Here is a 15,385-nt window from a genome sequence, read left to right as displayed (position 1 = left end):
TTTCGTCCACCATCGGGGCGGCCATCTTGGCAAGGAAAAGGCGAAGTGCAAGTCAAAAATCCTCAAATGCCGGTTTTGGAGGCACGATTCTCCTTAAAATTCGGCATTTGGAGGCAAAAGACGGCGCAAATTGTCGAGCGAATTCAGGCCTTCCAGCACGGGCAAGCGAAGTAACGGTAAAAAATCGCCTGAAGGCAGCGAAAAGACCTCATTTTCGGGCGGAAGACGGGGTCCAAAAGGTGATTTTATCGGTAAAATGGCAAAATCCATGACTGCAACCGGGATGGTTTCGATCGTGACGATGCCAGCGCCTCGAATTTCGGCGAGGCCGGCAATCGATGCGGGGCGGCGGGCGATGACCCGCCCGTTTGTCACCGAAATGAAGACCTGATCGTCGGCAACAAGCGCTGAAAACAGTCCCGCCCGTCGCGCGTCCGCCATGCAGGAAAGCGCTGTCGCCGTCTTGCCGGCGCCGGATGGGCCGACAAACAGAAATCCTTTCGTACCGAGAACCACTGCGGTGGAATGGATGTTGACCGCCGCGTCCGCCGTCACGAATTGCTCTCGATCGGCAGGGAGAGAATGAAGCGGGCGCCGGTCACGTGGCCGTTCGCATCGATCATGTTCTCGGCCTTCAACGAGCCGCCATGGGCTTCGGCGATCTGGCGGGAAATGGAGAGGCCGAGGCCGGAATTCTGGCCGAAATCCTCGCCTGCCGGCCGGTCGGTGTAGAAGCGCTCGAAGATCCGGTCGATGTCTTCGGCCTGGATGCCTGGACCGTTATCCTCGACATAGATAATACAGCGGCTCTTGGTGCGCGTGAGCCGCAGGATGATACGGCCGCCTTCGTCCGGCACGAAGGAACGGGCGTTCTCGATGAGGTTGGTGATGATCTGGCCGATGCGCAGTTCGTAGCCGCCGACATCGAAGCGTGCCTTGGGATTGTCCTTGCGCTCGACGACGAAGCTCAACTGCACCGCCTTCTTGCCGCTGCGAATCTGCCGCGAGATATCGACGAGGTCGCCGAGCAGCTTTTCGAGGTCCACGGCCTTGGCATCGCTGCGCGCCAGTTCAGCATCGAGACGCGATGCATCCGAGATATCGCTGATCAGGCGGTCGAGGCGGCGCACATCGTGCTGAATCACATCCATCAGACGCTTCTTGGAATCGTCGGTGCGGGCCAGCGGCAGCGTTTCGACGGCGCTGCGCAGCGAGGTCAGCGGGTTCTTCAGCTCATGGCTGACATCGGCGGCGAAATTCTCGATCGCCGCGATCCGGTCGTAGAGCGCGGTGGTCATTTCGCGCAGCGCGATGGACAGGTTTCCGATCTCGTCCTGGCGCGAGGAGAAGTCGGGAATTTCCTCACGTTCCTTGGCGCCACCGCGACGAACACGGACGGCAGCGGCCGCCAGACGGCGCAACGGATTGGCGATCGTGCTCGACAGGAGTAGAGACAGGATGACGTTGACCAGCGCCGCGACCCCGAAAACCCGGATGATCGCCAGCCGCTCGGCATGGACGATCTTGTCGATATCGCCGGCCTGGGTGGAGAGCAGCAACACGCCGAGAACGGCGCGGAAGCGCTGGACCGGCACGGCGACCGAGACGATCAACTCGCCCTTTTCGGTCACGCGCACGACGGCACCGCGCACACCGGTCAGCGCATTCATCACTTCCGGATAGATTGAGCCGTTACCACCCGGCGGTTCTTTGTAGAGCGGCAGGTTGCCCGGCTGCAGGATGCGGTTGAACCAGCTGTTCATCCGCTCGGAGAAGGTCACAGGCTCCGGCTCGATCGGCGGCAGGTCGAAACGGAGAACCTGGCCGCCGGTATAGAGGTGACGCGAATCGAGCAGCAGGTCGGCATCGGCATCGAAAAGCCGGGCGCGGGTGCGGGTCGGCGAGATCAGCCGCCTGAGGACGGGTGCCACGCGCTCCTGCGTGATCGGGAATTCGAGGTCTTCGTCGCTGGGGATTGGTGTGATGCTCTGGCCGGCCTGCAGCTCCAGCAGTTTTTCCGGGTCGATTGTGATGGAGTTGGTATCGACAGAAGCGGAGGCCGCGATCGCGCCGGCAATGATCTCGCCCTGGGTCAGAAGGCTCTCGACACGGGCGTCGATCAGCCCCTCGCGGAACTGGTTGAGATACATGATGCCGCCGACCAGAACGACGAGCGCAACGAGGTTGAAGAACAGGATACGGCGGGTGAGGCTGGAAAAGACGGCATTGCCGAATATCCGGCGGATCAGCGTAAACGGATGCGCCCAGGTCCGGCCTGTCTTGGCCTTCCCGTCGCTGTCATCCATTTCGATGTTTCGCAAGACTTCGACCAAGCCTTCAACTCCCGCTTTCGCGGCTCCTGCATGTCATGGCAGCACCGGTGCCGCCGCCCGAAGGCAATTTGCCCGTCATCGTCATCGCTGCGTCGCGACGCAGTCCGGCGCGGTCCCGTATCATACAGTTCCGCAAGAGGCCATGCCAGACCGCTGATGGAACGGTCCGGCGCCGGAAGTATATTTGCCGAAACTCAGGCCGATTCGCGGAAGCGGTAGCCGACGCCATAGAGCGTTTCGATCATGTCGAAATCGTTGTCGACCATCTTGAACTTCTTGCGCAGCCGCTTGATGTGGCTGTCGATGGTGCGGTCGTCGACATAGACCTGCTCGTCATAGGCGGCGTCCATCAGCGAATCGCGGCTTTTCACCACGCCGGGGCGCTGGGCCAGCGAATGCAGGATGAGGAACTCGGTCACCGTCAGCGTCACCGGCTCGTTCTTCCAGGTGCAGGTGTGGCGTTCCTGGTCCATCGACAGCTGGCCGCGTTCGAGCGAGCGGGCCTGCACGTCGGCAGCCGCCTTGGCGGCACCACCGCCGGAGGATGCCGCGGCAGCCGCTTCGCGATTGGCCGAGCGGCGCAGGATCGCCTTGACGCGCTCAACCAGAAGTCGCTGCGAGAACGGCTTGGTGATGAAGTCGTCGGCACCCATCTTCAGGCCGAACAGTTCGTCAATCTCCTCGTCCTTGGAGGTGAGGAAGATGACGGGGATATCGGATTTCTGACGCAGCCGGCGCAGGAGCTCCATGCCGTCCATGCGCGGCATCTTGATATCGAAGATGGCGAGCTGCGGCGGGCGGGCCAGCAAACCGTCGAGCGCCGATGCACCGTCGGTATAGGTCTCGACCTTGTAGCCTTCCGCCTCCAGTGCAATCGACACCGAGGTCAGGATATTCCGGTCGTCATCGACAAGTGCAATCGTCTGCATCGTGTATGGCTCCACCATTCTTTTGCGCCTCCGAGGTGAACCCCGTCGTCGGGGCTCATGCTGCGGTACGCCGCGTTTCTTGAGTATAAAGGTGGAACAAATTGTGGCGAAGGCAAACCCTAAAACAGGAGAGTGTTTCGAAGTGGCCTGTTTGGATTGAAAAAGCATGCCTCGAAAACGCTGATTTAAACCGATTAAAAAAGCGATATTTTCTTTTAAATCGATTAATATACTGAAATCATTATATTTTTTAAGACAGCAATCTTGTCTTTTCCAAGCTGTTCTTCTATGGTCGCTAAAATTCAACGTCTGTCGGTAAATCAACGGAGGATAGCCGGATCATGAAGGAACTTGGTATTCACAACCCGTCGCTTGGGCTGGAATCGATCGGTTTCACCAACCTGGACATGGTTCGGTATAACTTCGGCACCTCTGAACTCTATGAGGAAATCCTCCGTCGCGGGGAGGCGCAACTGACCGCACACGGCGCCGTTCGGGCTCTCACCGGCCAGCACACCGGCCGTTCGCCGAAGGACAAATTCGTGGTTCGCGACGAAACCACGGCCGATAAGATCTGGTGGGACAACAACAATGCGATGTCCCCGGAGCATTTCGATATCCTGCACAAGGACATGCTGGAGCATGCCAAGGGTAAGTCGCTCTACGCTCAGGATCTGATCGGCGGCGCGGACAAGGCGAACGCCCTTCCGACCCGCGTCATCACTGAATTCGCCTGGCATTCGCTGTTCATCCGCAACCTGCTGATCCGCCCGGATCGGGCGACGCTCGCCGCCTTCGTGCCGAAGTTGACGATCATCGACCTGCCGGATTTCAAGGGTAATCCTGCGCGTCACGGTTGCCGGACGGAAACGGTCATTGCCTGCAACTTCACCAAGGGCATCATCCTCATCGGCGGCACGTCCTATGCCGGCGAGATGAAGAAGGCCGTCTTCACCATGCTGAACTACCTGCTGCCGGCCAAGCGCGTCATGCCGATGCACTGCTCGGCCAATGTCGGTCCGGATGGCGATGCCGCCGTCTTCTTCGGCCTGTCGGGCACCGGCAAGACGACGCTGTCGGCCGATCCGAAGCGTACGCTGATCGGTGACGACGAGCATGGCTGGGGTGAAGACGGCATCTTCAATTTCGAAGGTGGCTGCTACGCCAAGACAATCCGCCTGTCGGCCGAAGCCGAGCCGGAAATCTTCGACACGACCCGCCGTTTCGGCACCGTGCTGGAAAACGTCATTCTCGATGAAAACCGGGTACCGGATTTCAACGACGGTTCGCTGACCGAAAACACCCGCTGCGCCTATCCGCTGGACTTCATCCCGAATGCAAGTGCTTCGGGGACAGCCGGTCATCCGAACACGATCATCATGCTGACGGCCGATGCGTTCGGCGTCATGCCGCCGATCGCCCGTCTGACGCCGGATCAGGCCATGTACCACTTCCTCTCGGGCTACACCGCCAAGGTCGCCGGCACAGAGAAGGGCGTGACAGAGCCGGAAGCGACCTTCTCGACCTGCTTCGGCGCACCGTTCATGCCGCGTCATCCGTCGGAATACGGCAATCTGCTGAAGAGCCTGATCGCCGAACACGGCGTGACCTGCTGGCTGGTCAACACCGGCTGGACCGGCGGCGCTTACGGCACCGGCAAACGCATGCCGATCAAGGCGACGCGGGCCCTGCTCGCCGCAGCCTTGGATGGCTCGCTGGCTTCGGCCGATTTCCGCACCGACGGCAATTTCGGCTTCGCGGTCCCGGTCGCCGTTCCCGGTGTCGATGCGAGCATCCTCGATCCGCGCTCCACCTGGGCCGATGGCGTTTCCTATGACGCCCAAGCCCGCAAGCTGGTCGATATGTTCGTCGCCAACTTCGCCAAGTTCGAAGATCATGTCGATGGCGGCGTGCGGGATGCAGCCCCTGGAATCAAGCTGGCTGCGGAATAAGCCGGTTCTATCGATCGTAGGCTATGATTCACGTGAAACCCGGTTCGAAAGGACCGGGTTTTGCTGTTTGGCAGCCATGTTTTCGATGCGTGAAATACTGTCGGGTACAGAGCTACCCCAAAACTCCGCCACTCCTGTGCTTGTCACAGGAGTCCAGCCAGCCCAAGTCATTGGGCTGAAAAGAGTCTTTTCGCAGCGCGGACGCGCTGCGGCTGGATCCCCGCCACAAGGGTGAGGATGACGGAGGGTGGGACGCCCGTTTTGATTAAAGCCGCTGAAACACGGACCCCTGTCGCATAATGTTTGTCTAGCAGCGTCGGGTCTTTTTCCACCTTCACCCCGCTACCGCGTTTTCAAGCAGCCGATCCTGTGAGATAGAGCGCAGGAAGGAAAACACGTCATGGCCAGCGAACCGCTCTACATCAACGACCGAATCGTCATCGCCGGCTGGGAGCTGACGGAGCAATTCGTGCTGGCCGGTGGGCCTGGCGGGCAGAACGTCAACAAGGTCTCGACCGCCGTTCAGCTGTTCTACCCGATCGCGACCTCGCCCGCACTGCCGGAGCGAGTGCGCGACAATGCCATCAAGCTGGCGGGCCGCAAGGTCTCCAAGGATGGCGTCCTGATGATCGAGGCGAGTCGCTTTCGCAGCCAGGAGCGCAACCGCGAGGATGCGCGCGAACGGCTGAAGGAGCTGATCCTGAAGGCTGCCGAACCGCCACCGCCACCGCGCCGCAAGACAAAGCCGACCAAGGGCTCGATCGAGCGGCGGCTGAAGGAAAAGACCGGCCGCGGCGAGGTCAAGAAGATGCGAAGCCGCCCGCAAGGCGATTAAAGCCTGAATTTTCCCGCAGGCCTTGTTTTTTACCTGTCACCGCACTCTGTTACGTCGGATCGAACACGCAAAAGGAGATGTGCCATGGGTCTGTTCAGCTTTATCAAGAGTGCGGGCAAGAAACTGGGTATCGGCGGGGACGATGACGCGCCGGATGCCGAAGCCGTCAAGAAGGAACTCTCGTCCCACGACCTCGGCACCGACAAGGTCGATGTGGCCGTGGAAGGCGACAAGATCGTGCTGACCGGCACGGTGAAGGATCAATCGGCGTTCGAAAAGGCCGTGGTCGCGGTCGGCAATACGCTCGGCATCTCGCAGGTCGAGGCGTCCGAACTGAAGGTCGCCGAAACACCGGCGGCAGCGCCGGTGGCGGCGAAGGAGCCCGTCTTCTACACCGTGAAGAAAGGCGACAATCTCTGGAAGATCGCCGAGGCCCAATATGGCAAGGGCAAGGGCGCGAAAAACACCGTGATCTTCGAGGCCAACAAGCCGATGCTGTCCCATCCCGACAAGATTTATCCCGGCCAGGTCCTGCGCATTCCGGATCTGGATCAGGCATAATCATGAACAAGGCCAGCGCTTTTCTTCTGGTTTTCATGGCCGTCATCCTGTCGGCTTTCAGTGGATCGGCGCTGGCCCAGACGTTTCGCGAGCCCGCCAAGGGCTCGGCGGAACGCGCCGCGATCATGGACACGCTGCGTCCCGCCGTCGAAGCGGAATTGCGTGGCCCGGTCGAGTTCGTCGTAACGACGATCCGCGTCACACCGAACTGGGCCTTCGTCCAGGTCGAGCCGCAACGGCCGGGCGGTGGTGTCATCGATCCCGAGGAAACCGGCTTTGCCGGCGAATCCGACATGATGGACGGACTGACGACCTATGCACTGATGGGGTTTCAGGCCGGACGCTGGAACCTGATCGATCACATTGTCGGCCCCACGGATGTCGGTTACGCCGCCTGGCAGCAGCGCTACGGCGTTCCGGCCGCGTTGCTTGGTATGGAATAGGCGCCTCCCATGCAGGTCCTGCCCAAGGGCATCCGCCATCTTCCGGGCTTTCTCGACCGGGACAAGCAGGAAGCGCTTGTCGAAAGCATCCGCGCAATCGTTTCGGAAGCGCCGCTGTTCGTGCCGGTCATGCCCCGCACGGGCAAGCCGATGTCCGTGCGCATAACCAATTGCGGCGTGCTGGGCTGGGTCACGGACAAGGATCGCGGCTACCGCTACCAGCCGGAGCATCCGGTCACCGGCAGACCTTGGCCCGCCATTCCCGCGGCACTTCTCGACCTCTGGCGGACGGTTTCGGGAAGTCCGAAACTGCCGGAAGCCTGCCTCGTCAATTTCTACACTGACGACGCCCGCATGGGCCTGCATCAGGATCGGGATGAACAGGACCTGGAAGCACCAGTCGTCTCCGTTTCTCTCGGCGACACCTGCCTGTTTCGCGTCGGCGGCCGCGAGCGCACGGACCGGACCCTGTCCTTCAAGCTGTCGAGCGGCGATGTCGTCGTTCTCGGCGGCGAGGGGCGCCTGGCGTTTCACGGGGTCGACAAGATTTATCCGAATACGTCGATGCTGTTGAAGAACGGCGGGCGAATCAATCTGACGCTTCGGCGGGTAACGGTTTGAATCTCCTGTGAGGTATGTTTTGGAACTGACGTTCAACGCATCCAATATCCGTCAATAACGGTCCCGAGATCTTCCAATTTACTACCTTTTACCGTGACTGACCCTCGGAGATCCGAGCCGCGCGCGAGGCAGTAAGCTTGAACGCCGATGCGTCTCCGATCAGCAGGATCAAGCCCTTCCCAGCGAGCGGTTTGAACCTTCACGACGGTGTTTTTTTCGCTGTAGGCAATACTCTCGATCACGCCCCGCGCGTGCCAGTCGGCGAGCGCTCCTGCTGGATCGCCTTTGACGCTGTCGCAAACGACCGTATCGATTGGAAGTTTGGTACTGCCGCGCAAGCAAAACGCCGACGCGCCGATGGAGACAATCGCGATAGTCATCACCAGGAGCCGAGTGATCCCCGTTTCGGTTTTCGCTGGGCGTCGAACAGCATGGTGAAAGAACTCTGCCATAGCCACGCCTCTGCCGGGTCAGTTACTGTTTTTGCGAACCCGCTTTAAAGGAAACATCGCTTCACAGCTTCCGCAGCGCCACCGTCTCGGTCAGATGGTTCTGACCCTTCTGCAGGATCAGGTCGGCGCGGGGGCGAGTGGGCAGGATGTTCTGGCGCAGGTTTTTCAGGTTGATGTTGTGCCAGAGCCCCTCGGCGATCGAGAGGGCCTCTTCTTCGCTGACTTCGGCATAGCGTTTGAAGAACGAATCCGGGTTGCGGAAGGCCGTCTCGCGCAGGCGCATGAAGCGGTTGACGTACCAGGTGTGGATCAGGCTTTCCTCGGCGTCGATATAGATCGAGAAATCGAAGAAATCAGAGACCATCGGCACGATCTTGCCATCCGCCGGCAGATTGCGCGATTGCAGGACGTTGATGCCCTCGAAGATCAGGATGTCCGGCCGGTCGATGGTCCGGAACTGATCGGGCAGGACGTCATAGGTCAGATGCGAATAGGTCGGCGCCTGGACATTCGGTTGGCCGGCCTTGATGGCCGAGAGGAAGCGCAGGAGCGCGCCGATATCGTAGCTTTCCGGAAAACCCTTCCGGTCCATCATGTTTTCGCGCAAAAGCGTCGCGTTCGGATAGAGAAAGCCGTCCGTCGTCACCAGATCGACCTTCGGGCTGGAGGGCCAGCGCGACAGGAGCTCGGCGAGAATACGGGCGGTCGTCGATTTTCCCACCGCGACGGAACCGGCAATGCCGATCACGAACGGGGTTTTCGCCTCGCCGGACATGCTGAGGAACCGCTGGCGCTGGGCAAACAGCATCTGCGAGGATTCGACATGGGCGGACAGAAGCCGCGACAACGACAGATAGATGCGCCGGACCTCGCTGAGGTCGACCGGGTCGTTCAGCGAGCGCAGGCGGTGGACCTCGTCGGCCGTCAGCGTCAACGGCGTGTCCGCACGAAACCTCGACCATTCCTCGGCGGAAAAGAACCGGTAGGGCGAATAGTCCTTGTTGTCGAAATGATCCGGAATGTCGGCTGGCACGATGTCTTTTGCGGCGATGGTCATGAACTGTTACCGGCTTGCCTTTTCCTGGAGACCCGACTGGCTGGTCCGCCGCTCGAGCTCCGCCATTACATCCTGCAACGGAATATCAGCAATTTTCAATACGACCATCAGATGATAGAGCAGATCGGCGCTTTCAGCCACGAGACCGGCGCGATCCTCGGAAATCGCCGCGATCACGGTCTCGACCGCTTCCTCGCCCAGCTTCTTCGCCGCCTTGCTCTGTCCATGGGCCACGAGTTTCGCCGTCCAGGACTCGTCCGGCGATGCCTTCGCGCGTGCGGCAACGATCGCTTCGAGGCTGGAAAGAGTGAAATCGCTCATCTGTCGTGTCCTTGCGCTCAGTCGAGCCGCATGGCGATGCCATGCTCTGCCATATAGCGCTTGGTCTCGCCGATGCTATAGGTGCCGAAGTGGAAGATCGAGGCGGCGAGAACCGCCGTCGCATGGCCATCGCGAATGCCCTCGACCATGTGATCGAGCGTGCCGACGCCGCCGGATGCGATGACCGGGACGGAAACCCGGTCGGCGATCGTGCGGGTGAGCGCGATGTCGTAACCGGTCTTGGAACCGTCGCGGTCCATCGAGGTCAGCAGCAGTTCGCCGGCGCCGAGCTTGACCATCTTTTCCGCGAAGGTGACGGCGTCGATGCCGGTCGCATTGCGGCCGCCATGGGTGAAGATCTCCCAGCGTTCTTCCTCGCCGGGCTTCGACACCTTCTTGGAATCGATGGACACGACGATGCACTGGTTGCCGAACTTGTCGGCGGCTTCAGCCACGAAATCCGGGTTGCTGACTGCCGCCGAATTGATCGACACCTTGTCGGCGCCGGCGAGCAGCAGCTTGCGGATATCGGCGACACTTCGCACGCCGCCACCGACGGTCAGCGGCATGAAGCAATGGTCGGCCGTGCGGGCAACCACGTCGAAGATCGTGTCGCGATTGTCGGAGGAGGCGGTGATGTCGAGGAAACAGAGTTCGTCTGCGCCGGCCGCGTCATAGGCCTTGGCCGATTCGACGGGGTCACCGGCATCGATCAGGTCGACGAAGCTGACGCCCTTGACGACGCGGCCGTCTTTCACGTCGAGACAGGGGATAACACGGGCCTTGAGGGTCATGCCGCTTTTCCTTTCGCGCCGCGAATGAGCGACAGCGCTTCCGCCGGATCGATGCGCCCATCATAGAGCGCGCGGCCGGAAATGGCGCCTTCGAGCTTGGCCGCATCCGGCCGGATCATCCGGCGGATATCGTCCATCGAGGCGAGACCGCCGGATGCGATGACAGGGATGGAGACGGCGTCGGCCAGTTCCAGCGTCGAATCCCAGTTGATGCCGGTCAGGATGCCGTCGCGGTCGATATCGGTATAGATGATCGCCGAAACCCCGGCGCCCTCGAATTTCTGCGCCAGTTCGATGACGCCGAGTTCGGAGGCTTCCGCCCAGCCCTCGACGGCCACCTTGCCGCCCTTGGCGTCGATGCCGACGGCGACCTTGCCGGGGAATGTCTTGCAGGCCTCGATCACCAGCGCCGGATCGCGCACCGCGACCGTGCCCAGGATGACGCGCGCCAGCCCGCGACCGAGCCAGTTCTCGATATGATCGAGCGTGCGGATGCCGCCGCCCAGTTGCACCGGGTTTTTCGTGGATTTGAGGATCGCATCGACGGCCGCGCCATTGACGGTCTCGCCGGCAAAGGCGCCGTTGAGGTCAACGACGTGCAGCCATTGGAAACCCTGGTCCTCGAAGGCCTTGGCCTGGGCGCCGGGGTCGGGATTGTAGACGGTCGCCTGGTCCATGTCGCCCAGCTTGAGGCGAACGCACTGGCCGTCCTTGAGGTCGATGGCGGGAAAAAGGATCATGTCAGGGCTTCCAGCGCAGAAAATTCGAAATGAGGGCGAGGCCGAGCGTCTGGCTCTTCTCCGGATGGAACTGCGCGCCGGCCTTGTTGCCGCTGGCAACGAAGGCGGTGACGTCGCCGCCATAGGATGTGGTGGCGATCAGGTCGTCCGGATTCTCGACGGCGAGATGATAGGAATGGACGAAATAGGCGTGCAGTCCGTCCGTACCGGTCCTGATCCCGTCGAACAGCGGATGCGCCTTCTTCAGTTCCAGCGTGTTCCAGCCGATCTGCGGGATTTTCAGGGTCGGATCGGATGGCACCATTTCCACGACATCGCCCTTGATCCAGCCGAAGCCGTTCGTCGTGGTCTTTTCGAGACCGCGCGACGACATCAGCTGCATGCCGACGCAGATGCCGAGAAACGGCCGCCCGGCCTTTTCCACGGTCTCCGCCAGGGCAGCCTGCATGCCGTCGACGGCATCGAGGCCGCGGCGACAATCGGCATAGGCGCCGACGCCGGGCAGCACGATGCGGTCGGCGCTTGCAACGCGGTCCGGCTTGTCCGTCAGGTCGATTTCCGCGTCGATGCCGGCTTCACGCGCGGCGCGCTCGAAGGCCTTGGTCGCCGAGCGCAGATTGCCCGATCCATAATCGATGATCGCAACGCGCATCAACGTTCCCCATAATTCTCGAAAAGTCCGAAAGCCGCACGGCCCTCGGTGGATTGCGTGGCAGCCGGCAGAGCCGGTGCCCGCCAGTTGTCTGTTGCCGGCACGGTCGCGGCGATCTGATGGTCGTAGATCATTTCCGCCGTCGTCAGGTCATCGGCGGTAATCACCGCCTGCAATGTCCAGCCTTGGGCTTCCAGCCGCCGGGCAATGAAGGCCGGGCCTTCGAGTGCGACGAGCATACGAAGCGCAAGCTCGATCAGGAGGCCCGCCAGCATGGCGCTGGGGTCCTGAGTCAGGAAGGTAACCAGTCCCTGGAAGATGGCGACCGCGATGCCCGCGATCCACTGGCGCTTGAACAGCAGCCAGATGGCCGGGAAAACGAAGGCGAGCCATGAAAACTTGTCGGCGATGAACCGGGCACCGTCGTCGTTTTTCGGTGCTCCGGGAGATGTCAGAACCAGATAGGAGGCCATGTCAGCCAACTTTCAAACAAGTCCGGGTCAGACCAGCGTGCCCTTTGTCGAGGGGACGCGGCCTGCCTGGCGCGGATCGATCTCTGTCGCGGTGCGCAATGCGCGGGCAACGGCCTTGAAGCAGGTCTCGGCGATATGATGGTTGTTGGCGCCGTAGATGTTCTGGATATGGAGCGTGATGCCGGCATGCTGCGACAGGGCCTGGAAAAATTCGCGCACCAGTTCGGTATCGAACGTGCCGATCTTCGGTGCCGAGAAGGCGACGTTCCAGACGAGGAAGGGACGCCCCGACACATCGACGGCCGCCTTGGTCATCGTCTCGTCCATGGCGAGATCGATCGACGCATAGCGGGTGATGCCGCGGCGGTCGCCGAGCGCCTTGGACAGCGCCTGGCCGATGACGATGCCGACATCCTCCACCGTGTGATGGTCGTCGACATGCAGGTCGCCTTCGGCCTTGATGTCCATGTCGATCAGCGAATGGCGCGAGAGATGGTCGAGCATATGGTCGAAGAAGCCCACGCCGGTCGAGATTTTCGACACGCCGGTCCCGTCGATATTGACGGATACGGTCACCGAGGTCTCGTTCGTCTTGCGCGAAACGCTGCCGGTGCGGGTTGCTTGCTGGTCGGCCATCAGGGTCTCCGGAATGGAATAGAGCCGCTCCATATCAGGCGGTGGCGCAAATATCCAGAAGTGCCGCCACGATTCTGTCATGCATGAAACGCAGGCCGTTCAATCGCGCCGGGAGCAGGCGATGCAGCCTATTTGCAATCATGAAAAGCACACTTACATAGGCTTCAACGGAGCCGGTGTTCGGCTCCTCGAAACGGCCCGGCATCCGGGCAGGCAGGGTTTTCATGACAACAATTATTACCGTCCGGAAGGACGGACAGGTGGTGATGGCCGGCGATGGCCAGGTGAGCCTCGGGCAGACGGTGATGAAGGGCAATGCCCGCAAGGTCCGCCGTCTCGGCAAGGGCGAGGTGATCGCCGGTTTCGCCGGCTCCACCGCCGATGCCTTCACGCTGATGGAGCGGCTCGAAGCCAAGCTCGAGCAATATCCCGACCAGCTGATGCGCGCCGCCGTCGAGCTTGCCAAGGACTGGCGCACCAACAAATATCTGCGCAATCTCGAAGCGATGATGCTGGTCGCCGACAAGTCCATCACCCTTGCCATCACCGGCAATGGCGACGTGCTCGAGCCCGAACATGGCACGATCGCCATCGGTTCGGGCGGCAACTATGCCTTTGCGGCGGCGCGTGCGCTGATGGATTCGGACAAGTCGGCCGAGGACATCGCCCGCAAGGCCATGCAGATCGCCGGCGATATCTGCGTCTATACCAATGGCAATGTGGTGGTCGAAACGCTCGATGCAGCCTGATCCCCGCTACCATTTCCGCGATGTGCGCCGGGAGGATTTCCCGATGCTCGGCCGCTGGCTCACCGAGCCGCATGTCGCGAAATGGTGGGGTGAGGCGGATGAAGAGCTGGAAGGCATCGAAAGCGCGATGACGAGCGTGGAAACCCGCGCGCTGATCGTCGAACTCGATGGCCGGCCGATCGCCTATCTGCAAAGCTATGATCCGCATCTGGAGCCGGGGCATCCCTATCAGGACCAGCCGCCGGGGACGCTCGGCGTCGATATCTCGATCGGCGACCCCGTGCTCATCGGCAAGGGCCACGGAAGCGCGATCATTCGCCAATTCTGCGCCGGGCTGTTTGCCGGCGGCGCATCGCGCATCGTGATCGATCCCGATCCGGACAATGCGCAAGCCATTCGTGCCTATGAGAAGGCGGGCTTCCGTTTTCTCGAACGGCGTCAATCAATCTACGGTCCGGCCCATTTCATGGCGCTGGACAAGCCTGAAGAAACGGATTTGCCATGACCACATTCTCACCCCGCGAAATCGTGTCGGAGCTGGACCGGTTCATCATCGGTCAGCACGATGCCAAGCGTGCCGTTGCCATCGCCTTGCGCAACCGCTGGCGCCGCCAGCAGCTCTCCGACGAGCTGCGCGACGAAGTCATGCCGAAAAACATCCTGATGATCGGCCCGACCGGTGTCGGCAAAACGGAGATTTCCCGCCGTCTGGCCAAGCTCGCCGGCGCGCCCTTCATCAAGGTCGAGGCGACGAAATTCACCGAAGTCGGCTATGTCGGCCGCGATGTCGAGCAGATCGTCCGCGACCTTGTCGAAGTCGGCATCGGCCTCGTGCGCGAAAAGAAGCGTGCGGACGTCAAGGCCAAGGCGCATCTCAATGCCGAGGAGCGCGTGCTCGATGCGCTGGTGGGCGCCACCGCTTCCCCGGCCACCCGCGACAGTTTCCGAAAAAAACTGCGCGCCAATGAGCTCGACGACAAGGAAATCGACATCGAGATCGCCGATACCGCGCCTCCCGGGGGCGGCTTCGAAATTCCGGGCATGCCCGGTGCCAATATCGGCGTGCTCAACCTGTCGGAAATGTTCGGCAAGGCCATGGGCCAGCGCAACAAGAAGGTTCGCACCACGGTCAAGGAAAGCTACGGTATCCTGATCAACGACGAATCCGACAAGCTGCTCGACAACGAGGAAATCCAGCGCGAGGCGGTTCGCTCGGCCGAAAACGACGGCATCGTCTTCCTCGACGAAATCGACAAGATTGCCGCCCGCGATGGCGGCATGGGCGCCGGTGTGTCCCGCGAAGGCGTGCAGCGCGACCTGCTGCCGTTGGTCGAAGGCACCACGGTCGCGACCAAGTATGGTCCGGTGAAGACCGACCATATCCTGTTCATCGCGTCGGGCGCCTTTCATGTCGCCAAGCCGTCGGACCTGCTGCCGGAGCTGCAGGGCCGCCTGCCGATCCGCGTCGAGCTGAAGGCTCTCACCAAGGAGGATTTCCGCCGCATCCTGACGGAGACCGAAGTCGGCCTGATCCGCCAGTACAAGGCACTTCTGGAGACCGAAGGCGTCGACCTCGACTTCACCGAGGACGCACTCGATGCGCTGGCCGATGTGGCGGTCAAGCTCAACACCAGCGTCGAAAACATCGGCGCCCGCCGCCTGCAGACGGTGATGGAGCGAGTTCTCGATGAAATCTCCTATGCCGCGCCCGACAAGCCCGGCGAGAAGCTGACGATCGACGCCGACTACGTGAAGAAACACGTCGGCGATCTGGCCGCCAACACGGACCTGTCGCGGTATATTCTGTAAGCAGATAGATGGGCGCGGGGTTTCTGGC

At 61.3% G+C, this 15,385-nt stretch carries 20 protein-coding genes; 8 read left to right on the top strand and 12 right to left on the bottom strand.

Annotated elements, in window-relative coordinates; all coding sequences use genetic code 11:
- Positions 1-93: 93 nt before the first annotated feature.
- The 3 genes from ASG68_RS23515 to ASG68_RS23505 form a co-directional block, all read right to left on the bottom strand.
- Positions 94-555 (bottom strand): HPr kinase/phosphorylase, encoded by a 462-nt coding sequence (locus ASG68_RS23515; protein WP_062585938.1) that lies wholly within the window; start codon positions 553-555, stop codon positions 94-96.
- Positions 552-2,306 (bottom strand): sensor histidine kinase, encoded by a 1,755-nt coding sequence (locus tag ASG68_RS23510; protein ID WP_244484324.1) that lies wholly within the window; start codon positions 2,304-2,306, stop codon positions 552-554. Before ASG68_RS23510 ends, ASG68_RS23515 begins: the two co-directional genes overlap by 4 nt.
- Before the next feature lie 221 nt (positions 2,307-2,527).
- Positions 2,528-3,262: a response regulator transcription factor gene (locus ASG68_RS23505; protein WP_112408942.1), complete on the bottom strand. Its 735-nt coding sequence runs from the start codon at positions 3,260-3,262 to the stop codon at positions 2,528-2,530.
- Positions 3,263-3,603: 341 nt separating this feature from the next.
- On the opposite strand from ASG68_RS23505, the gene ASG68_RS23500 reads away from it, so the two are divergent.
- The 5 genes from ASG68_RS23500 to ASG68_RS23480 all read left to right on the top strand — a co-directional run bounded on the left by ASG68_RS23500 (position 3,604) and on the right by ASG68_RS23480 (position 7,674).
- A complete protein-coding gene (locus ASG68_RS23500; RefSeq protein ID WP_062585933.1) occupies positions 3,604-5,214 on the top strand; it encodes a phosphoenolpyruvate carboxykinase in 1,611 nt (536 codons plus the stop codon).
- A 400-nt stretch (positions 5,215-5,614) separates the two neighbouring features.
- Entirely contained in the window at positions 5,615-6,049 is a 435-nt protein-coding gene (gene arfB, locus ASG68_RS23495; RefSeq protein ID WP_062585932.1) for an alternative ribosome rescue aminoacyl-tRNA hydrolase ArfB, read from the top strand.
- An 84-nt stretch (positions 6,050-6,133) separates the two neighbouring features.
- Positions 6,134-6,610, top strand: a complete 477-nt coding sequence (lysM, locus tag ASG68_RS23490) for a peptidoglycan-binding protein LysM (protein ID WP_062585930.1) — start codon at positions 6,134-6,136, stop codon at positions 6,608-6,610.
- A gap of 2 nt (positions 6,611-6,612) precedes the next feature.
- Positions 6,613-7,053 (top strand): hypothetical protein, encoded by a 441-nt coding sequence (locus ASG68_RS23485; protein WP_062585929.1) that lies wholly within the window; start codon positions 6,613-6,615, stop codon positions 7,051-7,053.
- A gap of 9 nt (positions 7,054-7,062) precedes the next feature.
- Positions 7,063-7,674 carry an alpha-ketoglutarate-dependent dioxygenase AlkB family protein gene (locus tag ASG68_RS23480; RefSeq protein ID WP_062585927.1) on the top strand — a complete coding sequence of 204 codons (612 nt, stop codon included), beginning with the start codon at positions 7,063-7,065 and terminating at the stop codon, positions 7,672-7,674.
- 32 nt (positions 7,675-7,706) lie between these two features.
- Here ASG68_RS23480 and ASG68_RS23475 read toward each other — a convergent pair whose 3' ends face one another.
- From ASG68_RS23475 to ASG68_RS31605, 9 genes are all read right to left on the bottom strand, one after another.
- A complete protein-coding gene (locus tag ASG68_RS23475; protein WP_062585926.1) occupies positions 7,707-8,126 on the bottom strand; it encodes a hypothetical protein in 420 nt (139 codons plus the stop codon).
- A gap of 61 nt (positions 8,127-8,187) precedes the next feature.
- Positions 8,188-9,183, bottom strand: coding sequence for a type I pantothenate kinase (coaA, locus tag ASG68_RS23470; RefSeq protein WP_062585924.1), 996 nt, complete (start codon positions 9,181-9,183; stop codon positions 8,188-8,190).
- Positions 9,184-9,189: 6 nt separating this feature from the next.
- The gene (locus tag ASG68_RS23465; RefSeq protein ID WP_062585923.1) at positions 9,190-9,504 is read right to left on the bottom strand and encodes a phosphoribosyl-ATP diphosphatase; all 315 of its coding nucleotides are present in this window, start codon (positions 9,502-9,504) and stop codon (positions 9,190-9,192) included.
- A 17-nt stretch (positions 9,505-9,521) separates the two neighbouring features.
- On the bottom strand, positions 9,522-10,298 hold the full coding sequence (hisF, locus tag ASG68_RS23460; protein ID WP_062585921.1) for an imidazole glycerol phosphate synthase subunit HisF: 777 nt from the start codon (positions 10,296-10,298) through the stop codon (positions 9,522-9,524).
- Positions 10,295-11,038 (bottom strand): 1-(5-phosphoribosyl)-5-[(5-phosphoribosylamino)methylideneamino]imidazole-4-carboxamide isomerase, encoded by a 744-nt coding sequence (gene hisA, locus ASG68_RS23455; RefSeq protein ID WP_062585919.1) that lies wholly within the window; start codon positions 11,036-11,038, stop codon positions 10,295-10,297. Before hisA ends, hisF begins: the two co-directional genes overlap by 4 nt.
- 1 nt (position 11,039) lies before the next feature.
- Positions 11,040-11,690: an imidazole glycerol phosphate synthase subunit HisH gene (gene hisH / locus ASG68_RS23450; protein WP_062585917.1), complete on the bottom strand. Its 651-nt coding sequence runs from the start codon at positions 11,688-11,690 to the stop codon at positions 11,040-11,042.
- Positions 11,690-12,163 carry a DUF2628 domain-containing protein gene (locus tag ASG68_RS23445; RefSeq protein ID WP_062601672.1) on the bottom strand — a complete coding sequence of 158 codons (474 nt, stop codon included), beginning with the start codon at positions 12,161-12,163 and terminating at the stop codon, positions 11,690-11,692. The genes hisH and ASG68_RS23445 overlap by 1 nt, the downstream gene beginning before the upstream one ends.
- Before the next feature lie 27 nt (positions 12,164-12,190).
- Positions 12,191-12,799 (bottom strand): imidazoleglycerol-phosphate dehydratase HisB, encoded by a 609-nt coding sequence (gene hisB, locus ASG68_RS23440; protein ID WP_062586491.1) that lies wholly within the window; start codon positions 12,797-12,799, stop codon positions 12,191-12,193.
- Positions 12,800-12,833: 34 nt separating this feature from the next.
- Positions 12,834-13,025 carry a hypothetical protein gene (locus ASG68_RS31605; protein ID WP_156373591.1) on the bottom strand — a complete coding sequence of 64 codons (192 nt, stop codon included), beginning with the start codon at positions 13,023-13,025 and terminating at the stop codon, positions 12,834-12,836.
- On the opposite strand from ASG68_RS31605, the gene hslV reads away from it, so the two are divergent.
- From hslV to hslU, 3 genes are read left to right on the top strand one after another with little or no spacing between them, the layout of a single operon-like run.
- A complete protein-coding gene (gene hslV / locus ASG68_RS23435) occupies positions 13,024-13,548 on the top strand; it encodes an ATP-dependent protease subunit HslV (RefSeq protein WP_062585913.1) in 525 nt (174 codons plus the stop codon). The genes ASG68_RS31605 and hslV overlap by 2 nt on opposite strands.
- Entirely contained in the window at positions 13,538-14,053 is a 516-nt protein-coding gene (locus ASG68_RS23430) for a GNAT family N-acetyltransferase (RefSeq protein WP_062585912.1), read from the top strand. Before hslV ends, ASG68_RS23430 begins: the two co-directional genes overlap by 11 nt.
- Positions 14,050-15,357 (top strand): ATP-dependent protease ATPase subunit HslU, encoded by a 1,308-nt coding sequence (gene hslU, locus ASG68_RS23425; protein ID WP_062585910.1) that lies wholly within the window; start codon positions 14,050-14,052, stop codon positions 15,355-15,357. Before ASG68_RS23430 ends, hslU begins: the two co-directional genes overlap by 4 nt.
- Positions 15,358-15,385: the final 28 nt, after the last annotated feature.

Source organism: Rhizobium sp. Leaf453, from assembly GCF_001425605.1.
Taxonomy (GTDB): Bacteria; Pseudomonadota; Alphaproteobacteria; order Rhizobiales; family Rhizobiaceae; genus Pararhizobium.
This window is presented reverse-complemented; position numbering and strand designations above follow the sequence as displayed.